The organism is Amycolatopsis sp. NPDC104863, from assembly GCF_055582965.1.
In genome coordinates this window covers 1,048,518-1,065,880 of record NZ_JBVJOW010000004.1, presented here as the reverse complement: position 1 = coordinate 1,065,880, position 17,363 = coordinate 1,048,518, and the positions used below count along the sequence as shown (strand labels likewise).

Annotated in this window: 19 protein-coding genes; 4 read left to right on the top strand and 15 right to left on the bottom strand. The window is 72.1% G+C overall.

The features are described from left to right. Window positions 1-129: 129 nt before the first annotated feature. The 9 genes from ACZ63J_RS26740 to ACZ63J_RS26700 form a co-directional block, all read right to left on the bottom strand. Window positions 130-453 (bottom strand): hypothetical protein, encoded by a 324-nt coding sequence (locus tag ACZ63J_RS26740; protein WP_465406624.1) that lies wholly within the window; start codon window positions 451-453, stop codon window positions 130-132. Window positions 454-478: 25 nt separating this feature from the next. Beyond that, window positions 479-958, bottom strand: coding sequence for an ArsR/SmtB family transcription factor (locus ACZ63J_RS26735; RefSeq protein WP_465406626.1), 480 nt, complete (start codon window positions 956-958; stop codon window positions 479-481). A 307-nt stretch (window positions 959-1,265) separates the two neighbouring features. Beyond that, entirely contained in the window at window positions 1,266-1,829 is a 564-nt protein-coding gene (locus ACZ63J_RS26730) for a hypothetical protein (RefSeq protein ID WP_465406627.1), read from the bottom strand. Continuing rightward, window positions 1,826-3,181, bottom strand: a complete 1,356-nt coding sequence (locus ACZ63J_RS26725; protein WP_465406628.1) for a hypothetical protein — start codon at window positions 3,179-3,181, stop codon at window positions 1,826-1,828. The genes ACZ63J_RS26730 and ACZ63J_RS26725 overlap by 4 nt, the downstream gene beginning before the upstream one ends. Continuing rightward, window positions 3,181-3,984 carry an ABC transporter ATP-binding protein gene (locus tag ACZ63J_RS26720; RefSeq protein ID WP_465302451.1) on the bottom strand — a complete coding sequence of 268 codons (804 nt, stop codon included), beginning with the start codon at window positions 3,982-3,984 and terminating at the stop codon, window positions 3,181-3,183. The genes ACZ63J_RS26725 and ACZ63J_RS26720 overlap by 1 nt, the downstream gene beginning before the upstream one ends. A gap of 11 nt (window positions 3,985-3,995) precedes the next feature. Beyond that, a complete protein-coding gene (locus ACZ63J_RS26715) occupies window positions 3,996-4,820 on the bottom strand; it encodes a zf-HC2 domain-containing protein (RefSeq protein ID WP_465406630.1) in 825 nt (274 codons plus the stop codon). Beyond that, the gene (locus tag ACZ63J_RS26710) at window positions 4,817-5,380 is read right to left on the bottom strand and encodes an RNA polymerase sigma factor (RefSeq protein ID WP_465302447.1); all 564 of its coding nucleotides are present in this window, start codon (window positions 5,378-5,380) and stop codon (window positions 4,817-4,819) included. The genes ACZ63J_RS26715 and ACZ63J_RS26710 overlap by 4 nt, the downstream gene beginning before the upstream one ends. Before the next feature lie 54 nt (window positions 5,381-5,434). After that, entirely contained in the window at window positions 5,435-6,367 is a 933-nt protein-coding gene (locus ACZ63J_RS26705; protein WP_465406632.1) for a nucleoside triphosphate pyrophosphohydrolase, read from the bottom strand. Then, the gene (locus tag ACZ63J_RS26700) at window positions 6,364-7,389 is read right to left on the bottom strand and encodes a hypothetical protein (protein WP_465406633.1); all 1,026 of its coding nucleotides are present in this window, start codon (window positions 7,387-7,389) and stop codon (window positions 6,364-6,366) included. Before ACZ63J_RS26700 ends, ACZ63J_RS26705 begins: the two co-directional genes overlap by 4 nt. A gap of 86 nt (window positions 7,390-7,475) precedes the next feature. On the opposite strand from ACZ63J_RS26700, the gene ACZ63J_RS26695 reads away from it, so the two are divergent. Beyond that, the gene (locus tag ACZ63J_RS26695; protein WP_465341477.1) at window positions 7,476-7,883 is read left to right on the top strand and encodes a hypothetical protein; all 408 of its coding nucleotides are present in this window, start codon (window positions 7,476-7,478) and stop codon (window positions 7,881-7,883) included. Here ACZ63J_RS26695 and ACZ63J_RS26690 read toward each other — a convergent pair. The 4 genes from ACZ63J_RS26690 to ACZ63J_RS26675 form a co-directional block, all read right to left on the bottom strand. Continuing rightward, window positions 7,867-8,079, bottom strand: a complete 213-nt coding sequence (locus ACZ63J_RS26690; protein ID WP_465406635.1) for a DUF397 domain-containing protein — start codon at window positions 8,077-8,079, stop codon at window positions 7,867-7,869. The genes ACZ63J_RS26695 and ACZ63J_RS26690 overlap by 17 nt on opposite strands. Next, a complete protein-coding gene (locus ACZ63J_RS26685; RefSeq protein WP_465406637.1) occupies window positions 8,063-8,935 on the bottom strand; it encodes a helix-turn-helix domain-containing protein in 873 nt (290 codons plus the stop codon). Before ACZ63J_RS26685 ends, ACZ63J_RS26690 begins: the two co-directional genes overlap by 17 nt. A gap of 85 nt (window positions 8,936-9,020) precedes the next feature. After that, complete coding sequence (gene mfd / locus ACZ63J_RS26680; RefSeq protein WP_465406771.1) at window positions 9,021-12,575, bottom strand: transcription-repair coupling factor; 3,555 nt, start codon at window positions 12,573-12,575, stop codon at window positions 9,021-9,023. Window positions 12,576-12,627: 52 nt separating this feature from the next. Next, the gene (locus ACZ63J_RS26675) at window positions 12,628-13,545 is read right to left on the bottom strand and encodes an LLM class flavin-dependent oxidoreductase (RefSeq protein WP_465406639.1); all 918 of its coding nucleotides are present in this window, start codon (window positions 13,543-13,545) and stop codon (window positions 12,628-12,630) included. Window positions 13,546-13,619: 74 nt separating this feature from the next. On the opposite strand from ACZ63J_RS26675, the gene ACZ63J_RS26670 reads away from it, so the two are divergent. Beyond that, window positions 13,620-14,393, top strand: a complete 774-nt coding sequence (locus tag ACZ63J_RS26670; RefSeq protein WP_465406641.1) for an MmyB family transcriptional regulator — start codon at window positions 13,620-13,622, stop codon at window positions 14,391-14,393. On the opposite strand, the gene ACZ63J_RS26665 is transcribed toward ACZ63J_RS26670, so the two are convergent. Then, window positions 14,369-14,857: a DedA family protein gene (locus tag ACZ63J_RS26665; RefSeq protein WP_465406643.1), complete on the bottom strand. Its 489-nt coding sequence runs from the start codon at window positions 14,855-14,857 to the stop codon at window positions 14,369-14,371. The two genes, ACZ63J_RS26670 and ACZ63J_RS26665, sit on opposite strands and share 25 nt — an antisense overlap. Continuing rightward, window positions 14,829-15,425 carry a class I SAM-dependent methyltransferase gene (locus ACZ63J_RS26660; RefSeq protein ID WP_465406645.1) on the bottom strand — a complete coding sequence of 199 codons (597 nt, stop codon included), beginning with the start codon at window positions 15,423-15,425 and terminating at the stop codon, window positions 14,829-14,831. Before ACZ63J_RS26660 ends, ACZ63J_RS26665 begins: the two co-directional genes overlap by 29 nt. Window positions 15,426-15,555: 130 nt before the next feature. On the opposite strand from ACZ63J_RS26660, the gene ACZ63J_RS26655 reads away from it, so the two are divergent. Further along, window positions 15,556-16,674 (top strand): sensor histidine kinase, encoded by a 1,119-nt coding sequence (locus ACZ63J_RS26655; RefSeq protein WP_465406647.1) that lies wholly within the window; start codon window positions 15,556-15,558, stop codon window positions 16,672-16,674. Then, the gene (locus ACZ63J_RS26650) at window positions 16,671-17,327 is read left to right on the top strand and encodes a response regulator (RefSeq protein ID WP_465406649.1); all 657 of its coding nucleotides are present in this window, start codon (window positions 16,671-16,673) and stop codon (window positions 17,325-17,327) included. Before ACZ63J_RS26655 ends, ACZ63J_RS26650 begins: the two co-directional genes overlap by 4 nt. The last annotated feature ends 36 nt before the right edge of the window (window positions 17,328-17,363 follow it).

The following is a 17,363-nucleotide window of genomic DNA, read 5'->3' as shown; positions in this document are numbered from 1 at the left end:
CCTTGCTTTCTTCCGTTCTCCATGCCCCCCCCCCCCCCCCCCCGCACACCCCCCCCCCCCCCCCCCCCCCCCCCCCCCCCCCCCCCCCCCCCCCCCCCCCCCCCACCACCCGGTAGAAGCTGATGTGGATCAGTCCTTCCCGGGGTTGGCCCCGTAACACGCGGGTTCGGTCGAACTGCCGCCGTTGACTCCCCAGACGCAGGTCTCCCGGTACTCGCTGACCGCGTGGACGTTGCCCTTGACGGAGGCCGAACGCCCGTCGGTCCACGAGATGGTGCCCGCCGTGACGCTCGCGCCGTACTCGATCCGCCACGGTGTGGCCGTCGCCACCGCACCCACGGCGACCAAAGACCTGATGACCCGCAGGGAAATGCCTCCCTGCTTTCCGGCGCCCTGCCGGTTCCGCGGTGACCCTGACCACGGGTTCTTCCTGGCCCCCAGGGTTTCGGTCATCCCGAAATTGCTCCACTGTGGACGGTCAGCCCAGGATCCGCCGGCCGCGCCCGGTGAGGCCGTGGCGCACGGACCGCCCGGTCCGCCGCGTGGCGACCAGCCCGGCCGCCCGCAAGGCGGCGGCGCACTGCGAGGCCCGCGACGGGCTGATCCGCACGGCCCCGGCGAGCTCGGCGGTGGAGCGTTCACCGTCGCCGAGCAGCCGGAGGATCTCGGCCCGCGTCCGGCCCCGGCCGCACCCGGACGGCGGGGCAGTAGAGCACCGGCTGCCCACCACTGGGAACGAACCGCCGCCGCCCGGCGGCGTCGACGAGCAGCCCCCGCCCCCGAGCCGGACGGCGCCGTCCGGGAGGTCACGGATCTCCAGCACGGGAGCCTGCCACCGGATCCGCGGGTGCAGCGCGTTGAGCAGCTCACCCAGCCCGGCCCGCACCCAGGCCTGGTCACCCACGGCGGCGAACCGGGTCCGCGCAAGGTCCTCGACGTCGAAAAGCACACGCAGCATGGCCATCCTCCGGTCCGCCCGCCCCGAGACACCGAGCGGTCTCCCCCTCCACACGGCGCACCAGGATCCGGTTGAGCCACCCAACGCGTGAACTCACCCCGCCGACCGCAGAACCTCGCGGGCTCAACCAGGCATCACACGTGCTTGAGCAGGCATCTCGCGTGATCAGCGGGGCATCACGCGTGACTGAGCGGGCATCACGCGTGATCAGCCGGGCATCACGTCCGATGCCCCTCCAGACACGGGTGATGCCCCGGCAATCACGCGTGATTCCCCTCCTGACACGCGTGATTCCCCTCTGGTCCCCTCAGCGGCGGCCGCCCCAGGCTGTGTACGTTGCTGTGCCCGTGATTGCCAGGATTGCTGCTGTCCAGGTTGCCGCCGGGGAGTTCGGGGGTTGGAGCATCCAGCCGACGATGTGGCTGGTCACCGAGCCGTCGTCCTGGACGAACGGGGTGATCGACGCCCACAGGAGCGGGAGCGTCCAGCCGAACTGGCCGCCCGCGGCCGTGGCCGCCAGGCCGGCCAGGCCCAGCAGGCCCGCCGCGTCGCGCAGGATGATCGACAAGTCGACAACCAGCGGGCCCAGCTGCTGGATCGCCAGGACCGCGCCGCCGGCCGCGAGGCCGATCAGGACCAGGTGCGCGAACCGGCGGACCGGCCACGGCAGCGCCGCCGTGCGGTCGAGGTCCGGGTCCTGGCCGCTCAGGCCGATCGCCGCCACCGCGATGCCCGCCGTCAGCGTCAGCACGACCGGCACCGGCGACCACGAGCCGCGCGCCAGGAACCACAGGCCCGCCGTCGCCAGGACCAGGGCCGTGAACGCCGCCGGGACCTGGCGCGAGCGCGCGTAGAGCGTCACCCACCTCATCGGGAGGCCCCCGGCACCAGCGCGTCGAGCGGGTCACCCTGGCAGGTCAGGAGCACCTGCCGCAGCGCGACCATCCGAGCGAACTGCACCTCCGGCGGCAACGCCCGGAACGTCGCCCACGCCCGCTCGACCGTGCCGGACTCCCGGACGATCCAATGCGCGGCGAACTCCGGCAACGGCTTCAGCTCACCGGTGAAGTAGGCCGCCGCGATCATCCGGGCGCCCAGGTCGGCCAGGCTGCCGCCGTACGGGTGGTCGCACGAAGGCAGCCCGGCGCCGGACAGCACCGCGAGCCGCAGGTCGTCCGCGTTCGCCGTGAGCAGGACGTCGTTGAGCTGGAAGTTCAGGTAGACGACCCCGGGATCGCGGGCGGGCGGGTCGTACACCGGCGTCGGCCCGGTCTGCTCCTCGATCCGCGTCGGCGCGCCGGGCAGCTTCGTCAGCATGGCCAGCGCCTCCCGGCCGGGTCCGGCCAGCGCGGCCAGCCTGTCCTCGTGCGCCCGGCTGACGCAGATCGGCCCGTCGCAGACTTTCTGCGCGGCGATGCCATCGGACGCCAGGAGCCCGTCGACGGAAGCCGGGAAGACCGGCAGGGCGATCGCCGCCCCGGCCACCACCGGCAGCAGGCCCAGCAGCCGGGCCCGGACGGAGTTCGCCGCCAGCAGCAGGAATCCCGTCACGGCCAGCCCGACGAACCACGCTGCCTGCCCGAGGTCCGCCGAAGCCGACGTTGTCACCAGTGCGCCCCGCGGCTGCCCGAGGGCCGGCGATAACAGCCCGAGCCGGCTGTACGACAACGACAGGCCCGATTCCAGCGACGCCCAGCCCAGCATGGACACCACCAGTGTCACCACGGCCAGCGCGGGCGCGGTCAGCGGGTGCGGCAGCAGCCGCCCGGCCGCCAGCCCCACCCAGCTCCCCGCCACGACGGCGAGCAGGCCGACGAGGACCACCGGCAGGAAGCTCACCGAGACGTACCCGCCGTGCCCGAGCACCTCCACCACGCCGACGCCGAACACCAGCAGGAGCCCGAGCGCGCTCACCGCCCCCACCGCGCCGGCCAGCCGGATCGCCCGGTGCCAGCCCGGCCGTGACGTCGTGGCCAGCAGCTCGACCATGCCGGAACGGCTGTCGCGCATGCCCTGGATCGCCCCGGCGCCGACGGCGATCGGCCACAGGAACACCAGCAGGAACCGCAGCCACAACGCGGTGGTCGTGGTGTTGGCCGTCCACGGCGCCGGCGTCTTCCACCACGGCCCGGGCAGCAGGAAAAGGAAGCCGAGCCCGACGACGAGCAGCGCCAGCCCGGCCCACGGCGCGATGGAGCGCCGCAGTTCGATGCGCAGGATCATCACCAGGCCCCCTTGCCCGGCTCGTGGTTCAGCAGCGCCGAATACCCGCGCTCGATCGGGCTGTCTCCCACGTGCGCCGCCGTGCCCGCTTCGGCCAGCTCGCCCGGCGTCCCCTGGAACACCAGCTTGCCCTCGGCGAACAGGACGACGTCGGAACACGCCGTGCCGACGTCTTCGACCAGGTGGGTCGAGATCAGCACACACGCGTCGCGGCCCAGCTCCTGCACCAGCTCGCGGAACCGCACGCGCTGCGCCGGGTCGAGGCCGGCCGTCGGCTCGTCCAGCAGCAGGATGTCCGGGTCGTTGACGATCGCCTGCGCGATCCCCACCCGCCGGACCATGCCGCCCGAGAGCGTCTTCATCCGGTCGTCCGCGCGGTCGGCGAGCCCGACCCGCTCGATCGCGCGCTGCACCGCCCCCGGAATGTCCTCTTTGGACATCTCCTTCAGCCACGCGACGTACTCGACGAACTCCCGGACGGTGAACCGCTTGTAGAACCCGAAGTTCTGCGGCAGGTAGCCGATCCGCCGGCGCAGGCCGCGCTGCCCGGTGTGCCCCCCGGCCGGCGCACCGAGCAGCGACAGCCTGCCTTCCGCCGGCCGCAGCACCGTCGCCAGCGCCCGGATCAGCGTCGTCTTGCCCGCGCCGTTGGGCCCGAGCAAGCCGTGCACCCCCTTGCCGAGCGACAGGTCCAGCCCGTCCACGGCCATCTTCTTCCGCCCCACCCGCACCTTCAGCCCCTCGGCCTGGATCTCCCAGGCGTAGGCCGTGGGCGCGACCTCGGCGGCCCCGACTGCACGCATGTTCTTCCTCCCTAGAAACGCGCGCCGAGCCGGGTGAACGCGCCCTTGTGCAGGGCGACGACCACCGTCGTCAACGCGAAGATCCCCGCCCACACCGGCACCGCGCCGGAGCTGAGCGCAAACGTTTGCTCGTGGGCCACGAGAACCGGCAGCACCAGCCCCGCGACCCACACCGTGACCAGGACGTACGCCGCCCGGGTGACGCCGATCAGCCCGCCCAGCGCGAGCGTCCCCGAGGTGAAGGCCAGGCTCGGCAGCAGCCAGAGCGCGAAGGCCGTGCCGGTCAGCCATCCGGCGACGCCGAGCACCGGCAGGACGACGACCAGCACGGCGAGCGTCCGCCGCGCGACCAGGTACAGCCCGGCCCGCGGGGTCGCGACGACGACCTCGTACGCCGGATCCAGCCCCCGCGCCCACGCCGCGGCGACCCCGAGCACCGGCAGCACCGGCGCGAAGAGCTGCACCGCCGTCACGTTCACCACCGACTCCCCGAAGTGGTCGAACACCGCGGCGAGCACCGTGACCAGCGCGATCATCCCCAGCCACGGCAGCATCACCGGCGTGACCCAGGTCGTGAGCCACAGGCCGAAGCGGCGGCGCACCGGCCGCACGACCCGCCGCGGCGGCGCGTGCGCGGCGATGCTCGGCAGCTCGACCTCGACCTGCAGCCGCGACCAGACGAGGTCCACCACCGGCTGGACGGGCGCCACCTCGGCCAGCCGCCCCCGGCAAACCCGGCACGTCTCGAGGTGGGACTCGAGCCCCCACAGCTGGTCGCCAGGAAGCTCGTCGCCCGCGGCGTACCCGGCGATGAGCTGGTCCGACGCATGGGTCATGACAGTGCCTCCCGCATCGCGATCCGCGCCCGCCGGGCGCGGGTCTTGACGGTTCCTTCCGGCAGCCCGAGCAGCATGGCGGTCTCGCGGACGGTCAGCCCGTCGAGCACCATCGCCTGCAGGACCGCCCGCAGTTCGGGCGCGAGCTCACGCAGCGCGTCCCCCACCTCATCGCCCACCGCCGCCGCCAGCGCGATGTCTTCCGCCGCCAGCGCCGGCACGGGCGTCACTTCGAACACGACCTCCGGCGGCGGCTGCGCGTGGTGCGCCCGCCGGCGGAACGCGTCGACCAGCCGCCGGGCCGCGATCGTCCACACCCAGCCGACCGCCGTTCCCCCGGTCGAGGCCCCCGCGAAGGAGCCTGCCGCGCGCCAGACGGCCAGGTACGTCTCCTGCATGACCTCGGCGACGACCTGCTCGTCCGCGCACCGGCGGCGCAGGCGCACGGCGAGCCAGGGCGACGTGCGGCGGTAGAGCTCCTCGAACGCCGCGCGGTCGCCCTTGGCCGTGCGCCGGACGAGGTGCTCCTCGTCGGCGTCTTCCAGTGGCTGCTTCCTCACACCAGGCAAGACGCCGGGTGATCGGATTCGGTTCTCACACGATTGTGTGCTGCGTCACACTGGGCGGGGAGGCCAGAACTTCCGCCAGCCGTCGGCCTCGAGGGTCGTCGGCTCCAGCCCGGCGTCCCGCGCGGCCTGCTCGGCGGCCTGGACGTCCTTCGCGAACTGCTTGGCCAGCGCTCGCAGCTCCCCTTCGGGGTCGACGCCTGCGCGACGCGCCGTCGCCGCGATGCGGAACAGCTGCTGCGCCGTGCCGGACCCGGCCGGGAAGAGGTCGAGCGGGATGCCCGCGCGCCCGGACCGCTGGCCGAGCTTGCCGGCCAGCGCCACCGCGGGCTGGCCGAGCGCGACGCCGTCCACAATGGACTTGCGCTGCTTCTCCTGCTGCTTCAGCTCTTCCCACTTGAGGTTCTGGTGCTCGACCGTGTGCACCTGGTCGGCGTCGGCGAAGACGTGCGGGTGCCGGCCGACCAGCTTCGCGACGAGCGCGCCCGCGACGTCGTCGATGCTGAAGGGATCTTCGGGGTCTTCGGCCGCGACGCGGGAGTGGAAGAGCACCTGCAGCAGAACGTCGCCGAGCTCTTCGCGCAGCGCCTCGCGGTCGCCCTCCTCGATGGCGTCGAGCAGCTCGTAGGTCTCCTCGACCAGGTACTGCCGCAGCGAGTCGTGCGTCTGGACCGCGTCCCAGGGGCAACCGCCGGGCGAGCGCAGCCGGTCCATCACGTCGGCGGCCTCGACCAGCGGCGGCACCGGCGTCTCGATGACCTTCGCGCCGGTCGCGATGAGCAGCGACGCCGCGGGCTCCTCCCGCGAGCCGGCCAGCAGCACGACGTCCACCAGCGAAGGCGCCTCGGTGACGGCCGGGACGCCGAACGCGGCCGGGTCGACGTCCGTGGCCGCGTAGACCGCGGTGGACTCACGCAGGATCTTCAGCGCCGCGCCGGGCAAGGTCGCCCCGCGGACGACAACGACGACGCCCGCGCTCACCGCTGGGCGGGTGCGCCACCACGCAGGGGCAGCACGGTGCCCTTGGTGGCGTCCTGGTTCGGCGCGAGGTTCATGCTCACAACATCCCACACGCCGTACCGGGGGTTGACGCGCAGCCCGCCCTCGCCGAGGTAGGGCTGCAGCAGTCGGGTGCCGATCCTGGTCAGCTGGTCGTCCGTCGGCTTCTGCGCCTCCTGGTCGGCCGGCAGCGCCTGGGTGGTGCCGCGGGTGTGGAGGACGAAGACGTACCAGTCCGGCTTGGCCGGCATCCGCGCCTGGAACGCGACGACGCTGTTCGCGGCCGAGCCGAACAGCGCGGTCTCCGCGAGCGAGAGGTACTGCGAAGCGCCGAAGAGCTCGGTGAGGCCGGCGTCGGAGTAACCGCCCGGGCCGGGCGCGCCCGTCTGCTGGGCCTGCTGCGCCTCCTGGCTCGCCTGCTGGATGGTGCCCTGGATCTTGCCCGGGTCGTCCGCGAACTGCTTCGCGAGGTCGAAGGCGCGGGTGCGGGCCTCGGGGTCGTTCTCACTGGTGGCGCTGACGCCGACGTAGTCCGCCCCGACCGACAGCTTCGGCAGGTACTTGGCCGCCAGCTGCTGCTCGAGGTAGGTGTCGGTGGCGCGCTCGGTGCGGTCACGCAGGTTCGCGACGATCTGCGGCACGGCGACCGCGTCACCCTGGCCGGTGTCCTTGACCGGGGTGCTCGTCTGCGTCGCGGCCTTCTGCGCGATCTTCCCCTGGTCCGCGACGAGGTTCTCCTGCTTCGCGGCCCGCAGGACCAGCTCGTGGAGCACCGTCTGCTTGACGATCTCGCGGCCCAGCAGGTCGAGCTTGTGCTCACCGGCGAGCTTCTGCGCGTACGGCTGTTCGCGGACGGCCTGGTCGATCATCGACTGGACCTGGTCGAGGGAGACCGACCGGTCGCCGACGATGACGGCGCTGCCGACCTGGCTCGGACCCGACCCGCACCCGGCGAGCAGAAGAGCACCGGCAACAACCGCGACCAGCGCGCGAGGGCGCCCCATGATCCGCATCACAGCGCATACCCTCTCACACCATCGCACCCGAAACGCAACACCCGTGCGGTGTGGGCGGGCGTAATCTCGACGGCATGGACCACTGGCTGACCATCGAGGTCTTCGATGGCGAGTCCACGGCTTCGTTGTGGCGGCTCGCCCGCGGTGACGCGCTCACCGAAGCAGCATTGACCAACGGCGCCGAGCAGTGGGTGTGGCACGAACACCGCTGGGGCGTGGTGCTGGAGATCGAGTTCAAGTCCGAGGAAAGCCGCGACGCGTTTCGCACCCTTCCGGTCGTTACGGCGGCTTTGGACGCGGTGCCCGATCCGGCGCGGGGGTTGCTCGTGTACCCAGGGCGTGGTGGCGGTGCGGGATCACGGATGCCGCGCAAGCCCCGGCCGCTGCCGATGGCCGGAGCCGGGGCGGTTCCGGTGCCGGTGGAGTCGGTGAAGATGGGGTTGGCGGAGGCTTTGCCGCCGATGTTCAGCGAAGTCGGGTGAGGAGTTCGCGCCACGTGGTGGTGGATGCGGTGAGGGTGCCGCCGGTGCGGTCTTTGGTGTCCCGGACGAGGATTTCGCGATCGAGGGCGACTTCGACGCAGTCACCGCCATTGGCGCTGTAGCTGCTCGTGCGCCAGCCGACCTCGACACAGTTGCCCCCGTTGGCGCTGTAGCTGCTCTTACGCCAAGTCACCATCGTGCCCTGCCCCCGATGAGTAGAGCCTGCTCGCCAGGTCGGCGATGAACTCCTTCGATTGTGCCTCATCGAGCGCGGCCTGACCGAGCCCTTCGAGCACGCGCCGATAGGCGCGGATCTCGTGCGGTTCTTCGAGGAACAGAGAGGAAAGCTCACTGTCGAGGTAGACGAGCGGCGGAAATTCGGCTGATTCGATCAGCTGGAAGTGACCGGACAGGGCCGCATGGCCGCCGCGAGCGGCGGGCACGACACGAATGCTGATGTTCTGCCGGTCGGAGAGTTCCGACAGCCGAGTGAGCTGAGTGAACATGATGCCGCGGTCTTCGCGGCCGATCGGCAGCCGCAGGGCGAACTCGTGGAGGAAGAAGCGGAAATCGACCTGCGGTCGCTTGTCGAGGATGACCTGCCGGGATGTTCGAGCGAATACTCGCTCGTCGATTTCATCGGCGGTGGGGACACTGCCGGTCTCGACGATGAGCGCGCGGGCATAGCCCGCGCTCTGCAGGAGGCCGGGGATGATCGAGCTTTGAAAAACCGCGATTGCAGAAGCTCGCTCTTCGTGCCACACAAGGGTCTGCACCTGAATCGGCAACCGGTCGCCGTGCTGCTCGAGGAGGCCGGGCCTGCGCATCTCGTCCCCCAAGGCCATCAGCTCGCGGTATTCCGCTCCCCTGACCCCGAGCACCGTCAGAAACCGCGCCAGTTGCACCGGATCCGGCCTGAGCAGCCCGCGCGTCACCGACGACACCCACTGCGCGCTCATCTCCAGGCGCCGCGACATCTCGCGGACGCCCCAGCCCTTCTCCGTCATGCGCTGGAGCAGCCGCTCGCCCAACTGCCTGCTACGGATGTTCATGGGGCGAGCGTAAAGCCACCAAGACGGAAAACCCCTGCGCCACAACGGGAGTTCCCCCGAAGTGGCGCAGGGTGTCCACCTCGCTTTACACCGCCGCGGGCTTCTTCGTCAGCTGGTTCAACAGCTTCGTGCACCAATCCAGCAGCTCGTCGTCGCGCAGCATTGGCGCGCCGATGCGGCCACCCGCCGGGCCCTCGGTGGGCTTCGGGATCGAGACCGTGTTCGTCACCGCCTTGAACGTCGCCTTCGGGTACAGCCTCTTCAGCCTCACCAGCTGCGAGTCCGCGAGCGGCAGCGGCGCGAAGCGGATCGTGTTGCCCTGGACCGCCACCTCCGTCACGCCCGCCTCGCGGCACGTGTGGCGGAACTTGGCCACCGCCAGCAGGCGGTTCACCGGCGCCGGCGGCTGGCCGTAGCGGTCGATCAGCTCTTCGCGGACCGCGTCCAGGCCCTCGGTGTCCGGCGCCGCCGCTATCTTGCGGTACGCCTCCAGCCGGAGGCGCTCGCCCGGGACGTAGTCGTGCGGGATGTGGGCGTCGATCGGGAGGTCGACGCGGACGTCGGCCATCTCCTCGTCCTCCGCCGGCTCGGCGCCTGCGTGCCGCCGGAACGCGTCGACCGCTTCGCCGACCAGCCGGACGTACAGGTCGAACCCGACCCCCGCGATGTGCCCCGACTGCTCCGCGCCCAGGATGTTGCCCGCGCCGCGGATCTCGAGGTCCTTCATCGCGACCGCCATGCCCGCGCCGAGCTCGGTGTTCTGGGCGATCGTCGCGAGGCGGTCGTGGGCTGTCTCCGTCAGCGGCGCCTCCGGCGGGTACAGGAAGTACGCGTACCCGCGCTCGCGCCCTCGTCCGACGCGCCCGCGCAGCTGGTGCAGCTGCGCCAGCCCGAGCAGGTCGCCGCGCTCGACCAGGAGCGTGTTCGCGTTCGAGATGTCCAGGCCGGTCTCGACGATCGTCGTGCAGACCAGGACGTCGTACTCGTTCTCCCAGAAGCCCTGGATGATCTTTTCGAGCTTGTCCTCGTTCATCTGCCCGTGCGCGGTGACGACCCGCGCCTCCGGCACCAGCTCCCGGATGTGCCGCGCGGCCTTCTCGATCGACGAGACGCGGTTGTGGACGTAGAACACCTGGCCGTCGCGCAGCAGCTCGCGCCGGATCGCCGCGCCGACCTGCTTGTCGTCGTACGCGCCGACGTAGGTCAGGATCGGGTGGCGGTCCTCCGGCGGGGTCAGGATCGTCGACATCTCGCGGATGCCGGCCAGCGACATCTCGAGCGTGCGCGGGATCGGTGTCGCCGACATCGTCAGCACGTCGACGTGCGTGCGCAGCGCCTTGATGTGCTCCTTGTGCTCGACGCCGAAGCGCTGCTCCTCGTCGACGATCACCAGGCCCAGGTCCTTGTAGCGGATCCCGGTCTGCAGCAGGCGGTGCGTGCCGATCACGATGTCGACCTCGCCGCTCGCGAGCTGCTCGAGAATGACGTCCGACTCCTGCTTGTTCGTGAACCGGGACAGGCCCTTGATCGTCACCGGGAACGAGCGCATCCGCTCGTGGAACGTGCTCAGGTGCTGCTGGGCGAGCAGCGTCGTCGGGACGAGCACCGCGACCTGCTTGCCGTCCTGCACCGCCTTGAACGCCGCGCGCACGGCGATCTCCGTCTTGCCGTAGCCGACGTCGCCGCAGATGACGCGGTCCATCGGGACGCCGCGCTGCATGTCCGACTTGACCTCGTCGATCGCGGCGAGCTGGTCGTTGGTCTCGGTGAACGGGAAGGCGTCCTCGAGCTCGCCCTGCCACGGCGTGTCCGGCCCGAACGCGTGCCCGGGCGCGGCCTGGCGCGCGGCGTAGAGCTGCACCAGCTCGGCGGCGATCTCCTTGACCGCCTTCTTGGCGCGCGCCTTGGTGTTCTTCCAGTCGGAGCCGCCGAGCTTGTTCAACGTCGGCAGCTCGCCGCCGACGTACTTCGACACCTCGTCGAGCTGGTCGGTCGGCACGAACAGGCGGTCGCCGGGGTGGCCGCGCTTGGACGAGCCGTACTCCAGCAGGAGGTACTCGCGGGTGGCGCCCGCGACCGTCCGCTGCACCATCTCGACGAACCGGCCGATGCCGTGCTGCTCGTGGACGACGTAGTCGCCGTTCTTGAGCGCCAGCGGGTCGACGGCGTTGCGCCGCCGGGACGGCATCTTGGTGTTCAGGTCCTTTGTGGACGTTCCGGCGCCCGCGCCGCGGCCGGTCAGGTCCGCCTCGGTGAGCACGACCAGCGCACGCTCGGGCGAGAGGAAGCCGTCGGTCAGGCCGCCGCAGGTGACCGTGACCAGGCCCGGCGCCGGCGCGCTCTTCAGTCCGTCGCCCGCCAGGGCGGCCGGGACGTCGGCGGCCGAGAACTGCTCGACCGCGCGGGTCGCCGTGCCGTGCCCGGCGACGACGAGCACCGCCGTGCCGCCCGAGGCGATGTGCGCGCGCAAGTCCGTCGTCGCGCGTTCGAGCTCGCCGCGGTAGGCCGGGGCGGCCTCGACCGAGACGCGGAAGACGTCGGGGTCTTCGCTGGTCAGCTGGGTGAGCGTCCACCAGGCGCGTTTGGTGTCCTGGGCGTGGGACGCGATCTCTTCGAGGCCGCGGTAGGCGGACGCGCCGAGGTCGATCGGGGCCTGGCCGCCCGCGGCGGCCGTCGTCCAGGACGCTTCGAGGAACTCCTGGCCGGTGCGGACCAGGTCGGCGGCGCGGGCGCGGATCTTCTCCGGGTCGGTGAGCAGCACGTGCGAGCCCACCGGCATCGCGTCGGTGAGCAGCTCCAGCTCGTCTTCGCAGAGCACCGGGATGAGCGCTTCCATGCCCTCGACGGGGATGCCGTCGGCGAGCTTGGTGAGCATCTCGGCCAGGTGGGCGTCGGCTTCGTACGTCTTCGCGAGTTCCGCGGCCTTCTCCTTGACCGGCGCGGTGAGCAGCAGCTCACGGCACGGCGGCGCGGTCACGCTCGCGATCTCACCCGGCAGCGACCGCTGGTCGGAGACGGCGAACGCGCGGATCTCGCTGACCTCGTCACCCCAGAACTCGACGCGGACCGGGTGCTGCGCGGTCGGCCCGAAGAGGTCGAGGATGCCGCCGCGCACGGCGAACTCGCCGCGCTTCTCGACCATGTCGACGCGGGAGTAGGCCAGCTCGACGAGCCGTTCGAGCAGCTCCTCGAACGGCTGCTCCTCGCCGACCACGAGGTCGATCGGCTTCAGCGAGCCGAGGCCGGGGGCCATCGGCTGGATCAGGCTGCGGACGGTCGCGACGACCACCCGCAGGTCGTCCTCGCCGGTCTTGAGCCGGTGCAGCACCTCGAGCCGGCGGCCGACGGTGTCGGCGCGCGGCGAGAGCCGCTCGTGCGGCAGGGTCTCCCAGGAGGGGAAGTCGGCGACGCGGCCGCGGCCGAGCAGGGCGCCGAGCGACGCGGTCAGCTCGTCGGCCTCGCGGCCGGTGGCGGTCACGGCGAGCACGGGCCTGGCCGCGCCCTCGTCACTGGCGAGGGCGGCCGCGACGAGCTGGCGAGCGGCGATCGGGCCCTGCAGTTCGAGCAGCGGCGCACCGGCGCGCTCGACCACGCCGCGCAGCGCCGGGTCGGGAAGGATGGCGGTGAGGAGTCCGGACAATGGAGCGTCGGTCACGGTCCCAGCCTACGTGCCACCCCCGACAGGTTTCCGATCACGGCTGGTCGCGCAGCAGTTCCGCCACCTCCGCGAGCCGGGGCAGCTGCTCGTCGAACACCTTCGGCTCCGTGCTCGCAATGCGCAGCAGAACGTGCTCCGCGCCTTCGTACTCCCGAAGCCGCGAAGCGACCTCCGCGGCGCTTCCCGTCACCTGCATCTGGATCCCTTGCACGAACGAAGCGGGCATCCCGTAGTTGGTCAGGCAGTACTCCTCCAGCAGCGCGCGGCCGCGGTCCGCGTCGTCCTCCACCAGAACCGTCGCGAACAAGGCGGGGGTGATCGGGCGCGAGGACCGGATCTTCGCCAGGCCTGACACGTAGTCCGCCGGGTCTGGCGGGTACGGCAGCCAGCCGTCGTACAGCCGTCCGACGCGCTCCAGCGCGCCCGGCGTGTACGCGGCCAGCCACACCGGCGGACCGCCCGGCCGCGCGGGCGCCGGAAACGAGGGCAGCGAGTCGTAGTGCAGCACCTCGCCGTGGAACGACGGCTCGCCGTTCCACGCCGCCCGCCACAGGCCCACGATGTCGTCCAGGCGCGCCCGCCGCCGCTCCCACGGGACGCCGACAAACGCGAACTCCGGTTCGCTCCGCCCCGCGAACCCGGCGCCGACGGCGACCGTGAGCCGGCCGGCGCTGAGCAGGTCCAGGGAAAGCAGCTGGTTCGCCGAGAGCAGCGGGTCGCGCAGCGCCGGGAGCAGCGCGGACGTCCCCAGAGTCACCCGCGACGTCCGGGCGGCGAAGGCCGCGAGCATCGCGAAGGCGTCGAGCGGGGCCCGCGCGAGGGTGTCGCCGACCCACACCGAGTCGAGCCCGAGCTCTTCGGCGTGCACCGCGGCGTCGACCAGCTCGGGCGCGGTCCGCCCGGCGTCGAGGATGGGCTGGTAGGTCGGCACGACCAGGCCGTATTTCGTCATGCCGGAAGCCTCCGCGAATCGGGGTATGCGCTCAATTCCCCGCGGGGAATGGCCCGCCCGAGCAGGATGGAGCCGTGGACTTCGGAACGGCGCTCAAGGACTGGCGGACGCGGCGCCGCCTCAGCCAGCTCGACCTGGCGTTGCGCGCGGGCACGACCCAGCGGCACGTCAGCTTCATGGAGAGCGGGCGCTCGGTGCCCGGCCGCGGCATGGTGCTGCGGGTCGCCGAGTCGCTCGAACTGCCCCTGCGCGAGCGCAACGGCCTCCTGCACGCCGCCGGCTACGCGCCGACGTACCCCGAGACGCGGCTCGACGACCCGGCGATCCGGCCGGTGCTCGACGGCCTGCGGCGGCTGCTCGACGGCCACCGGCCCTACCCCGCGATCGTCGTCGACCGCTACGGCGTGCTGGTCGCGAAGAACGACGCCTTCGGCCTCCTCACCGAAGACGTCGCGCCGGAACTCTTGGAAGAGCCGGTCGACACGCTGCGCCTCGCGCTGCACCCGCGCGGGATGGCGCGGCGCGTCCGCAACCTCGACGACTGGGCGCGCCACATCCTCGAGCGCATCCGCAACGACCTGGCCCGCACCCCGGACGACCGGCTCGCGCGGCAGCTCGCCGAGCTGGAGGGCTACCTGCCGCCGGCGTCGGCGCCCGGCCCGGAGCACCTGGGGTTCGCGGTGCCGGTCCGGCTGGCCACCTCGGCCGGCGAGCTGCGGCTGATCACCGCGATCACGACGTTCGCGACGGCGGCGGACGTAACCGTGTCCGAGCTGAAGCTGGAGACGTTCCTGCCCGCGGACGCCGAAACCGCGCAACGGCTTCAGACCACCAGCCCGGTCAGGTGACCCAGCAGCAGCTCCGCGCTCGCCCACAACACTGCGGCGCTCACGCTGCCCACGGCGAACCGCCGGTACGGCATCGCGGCCGAGCCCGCGACCCGCGGCATCACCGTCCGGACGCCGACCAGGCAGCGCCCGGCGATCACCGCGGGAACGCCGTAGCGCGCGACGGCCGCCTCCGCGCGTTCCCAGCGGTCCTGGCCGACGCGGCGGGCCAGCCGACGTCCCCAGTGCCGTCCTTCGAGGTAGGCGAGCTGGTCGCCGAGGACGGCCGCCGCGACCGCCACCGCCAGCGCGACGCCCAGGTCGAGCGTGCCCCGCTCGGCGAGGAACCCCATCAGCAGCAACGCCGACAACGTCGGCAGCACGATGCCCGGCAGCAGCGCGGTTTCCGCCGTGACCAGGGCGGCGCAGACCAGGTAGACGACCAGCGGGGGCGCGTCAAGCAGTGGCCGCAGCAGGCTGTCCATGCCGGGTCCTCCCCACCGCGACCGGCAGCGCCGCGCGGTAGACGAACGCCGGCGGCAGGTTCCCCCAGACCACCGAAGTGCGCTCCACGACCGCGAAACGGCTTCGCAGCGAAGCGGCGAAGCGACGCGCGGGCGATGTCCAGGCCGTGTGGGCGTACACGAACGTCGTGAACCGGCCGTTCGCGGCCAGCGCCGTGGTGACCGCGTCGAGGATGCGCCACTGCCGGTCCGCGGTCATGGCCGTCCACGGCAGGCCCGAAACGACGACGTCGACGTCCGTGGCGGACAGCTTCTCGGCGGAGGCGGTCACGACGTTCACCTGCGGAAACCGTGAGCACAGTGCGTCGGCGAATCGCGGGTTGATCTCGAAAGCCGTCAGACGTGCTTCGGGGCGAAGCAGCGCGAGGACCGCTTCGGTGAACACGCCGGTGCCCGGCCCGAGCTCGACGACGGACGTCGCGCGCTCCAGGCCCAGGCCCGCGGTCATCGTCTCGGCCAGCCGGGCCGAGCTCGGCGCGATCGCGCCGGTCAGCATCGGGTGGCGGAGGAACTCCCTGGTGATCGACATGGCCCCGACGCTAGGAACCACCCGGGTGGCCGCGAATCCGCCGGTCCGGCCGCCCTTGTCCTCCCGCGAGAGGACAAGGACCGCCCTCGGGTAGGACGCCGTGGCGGGCGGATCGCGTTACGTTCGGTGCGTGGAACGACTCGTGGTCTGGGTGCGCCGGCACCGGTGGACGGTGGACCTGCCGCTGTACGCCGTGTTCCTCTTCCTCGCGCCCAACTGGAACGGCCAGATCCCGTGGCCGGTCCGCGCGATCCCGATGCTGTTCCTGCTCCCGCTGCTGGTCCGGCGGCGCTTCCCGCGGATCTCCGCGGCGCTGATCATCGCCGGGGCGACGGCCGCCTACACGAACGAGATGTGGGCGTTCGACCGCGGCCGCGCCGAGCTCAGCATGGCCGTGGTGCTGTTCACCCTGGTGAAGCTGGGCGACCGGCGGTTCGCCGCGCTGATCGGCGCGTGCATCGTCGTCCTCGACTTCATGTGGGGCTTCGTGTGGGGCACGTACTCGCCGAACCCGACCCTCACGATCGTCGGGATCATCCCGCTGCACATCGCCGCCTGGGCGCTCGGGGAGTTCTTCCACACCAAGGAACAGCTCACCGTCGAGGAGGAGAAGCGGGCCGACGCCCAGACCCGCGCGGCCGCCGCCGAAGAACGCACGAGGATCGCGCGCGAGCTGCACGACGTCCTCGCCCACAGCATGAGCGTGATCGTGTTGAACGCCGAAGGCGCGAAGCTCGCGAGGCACCGTGACCCCGCCGCCGTCGACCGCACGCTCGACACCATCAGCCGCACCGGCCGCGACGCGCTCGCCGAGCTGCGTCGGCTCCTCGAAGTCCTGCACGCCGGCCAGGCCGCGCGCAGCCCGCAGCCGACGGTCGAGGAGCTGCGGCGGCTCGTCGAGCAGGCCGGGCGGGACGTCAGCCTCGACGTCACCGGCGACCCGGCCGGGCTGCCCGCGAGCGCCGCGCTGCAGGTGTACCGGATCGTCCAGGAGGCGCTGACCAACATGATCAAGCACGCACCGGCCGACGCGACCGGCCGCGTCGGGGTCGCCTTCGGGCCCGGCGACGTCCGGATCGAGGTGACGAACACCGGCGGCGGCGCCCCGCCGGCCCCGGCGCTGCCGGCGTCGGGCCGCGGCCTGGGCGGGATGCGCCAGCGCGTCGAGATGTTCCACGGCGACCTGGAGACCGGGCCGCTGCCGGACGGCGGCTACCGGGTGCGCGCGAGCCTGGTGGTCGCGCCGTGACCATCCGGGTGCTGCTCTGCGACGACCAGGAGCTGGTCCGCGTCGGGCTGCGGATGATCCTCGAAAGCCAGGACGACCTCGTGGTCGTGGGCGAGGCGGTGAACGGCGAAGACGCCGTCGCGAAGGCCCGCGAGCTGCGGCCGGACCTGGTGCTCATGGACGTCCGGATGCCGGTGCTCGACGGGGTCGCGGCGACCGGGCGGATCTGCGCCGAGCTGCCGGACGTGCGGGTCCTCGTCGTCACGACGTTCGACCTCGACGAGTACGCCTACGCCGCGCTGCGGGCCGGGGCCAGCGGGTTCCTGGTGAAGGACGCGCCGTCGGAGGAGATGCTCGTCGCGGTCCGCGGGGTGCTGCGCGGCGACTCGATGGTCTCGCCGTCGGTCACCCGGCGGCTGCTCGACCGCTACCTCGCCGACGACCGCGACCCCGTCGACACCGCGAAGCTCGACGCGCTGACCGAGCGCGAGAAGGACGTGCTCGGGCTCATCGCGCGCGGGCTGTCGAACGGCGAGATCGCGACGAAGCTGTACATCGGCGAGACGACGGTGAAAACGCACGTCGGGCGGATCCTCGGGAAGCTGCGGCTGCGCGACCGGGTGCACGCGGTCGTCTTCGCGTACGAGTCCGGGCTGGTGCGACCGGGTTCCTGACGCCGGCCCCGATCCCGCACGGTGATTTCACCGGTT

Bases quoted from the DNA above. Each gene is read 5' to 3' on its own strand.
- ACZ63J_RS26695 (WP_465341477.1), top strand. From the start codon at position 7,476: ATGGACCACTGGCTGACCATCGAGGTCTTCGATGGCGAGTCCACGGCT.
- ACZ63J_RS26725 (WP_465406628.1), bottom strand. From the start codon at position 3,181: ATGATCCTGCGCATCGAACTGCGGCGCTCCATCGCGCCGTGGGCCGGG.
- ACZ63J_RS26675 (WP_465406639.1), bottom strand. From the start codon at position 13,545: ATGACGAAATACGGCCTGGTCGTGCCGACCTACCAGCCCATCCTCGAC.
- ACZ63J_RS26700 (WP_465406633.1), bottom strand. From the start codon at position 7,389: ATGGGGCGCCCTCGCGCGCTGGTCGCGGTTGTTGCCGGTGCTCTTCTG.
- ACZ63J_RS26665 (WP_465406643.1), bottom strand. From the start codon at position 14,857: ATGGACAGCCTGCTGCGGCCACTGCTTGACGCGCCCCCGCTGGTCGTC.
- ACZ63J_RS26715 (WP_465406630.1), bottom strand. From the start codon at position 4,820: ATGACCCATGCGTCGGACCAGCTCATCGCCGGGTACGCCGCGGGCGAC.
- ACZ63J_RS26720 (WP_465302451.1), bottom strand. From the start codon at position 3,984: ATGCGTGCAGTCGGGGCCGCCGAGGTCGCGCCCACGGCCTACGCCTGG.
- ACZ63J_RS26690 (WP_465406635.1), bottom strand. From the start codon at position 8,079: ATGGTGACTTGGCGTAAGAGCAGCTACAGCGCCAACGGGGGCAACTGT.
- ACZ63J_RS26740 (WP_465406624.1), bottom strand. From the start codon at position 453: ATGACCGAAACCCTGGGGGCCAGGAAGAACCCGTGGTCAGGGTCACCG.
- ACZ63J_RS26660 (WP_465406645.1), bottom strand. From the start codon at position 15,425: ATGTCGATCACCAGGGAGTTCCTCCGCCACCCGATGCTGACCGGCGCG.
- ACZ63J_RS26685 (WP_465406637.1), bottom strand. From the start codon at position 8,935: ATGAACATCCGTAGCAGGCAGTTGGGCGAGCGGCTGCTCCAGCGCATG.
- ACZ63J_RS26730 (WP_465406627.1), bottom strand. From the start codon at position 1,829: ATGAGGTGGGTGACGCTCTACGCGCGCTCGCGCCAGGTCCCGGCGGCG.
- ACZ63J_RS26735 (WP_465406626.1), bottom strand. From the start codon at position 958: ATGCTGCGTGTGCTTTTCGACGTCGAGGACCTTGCGCGGACCCGGTTC.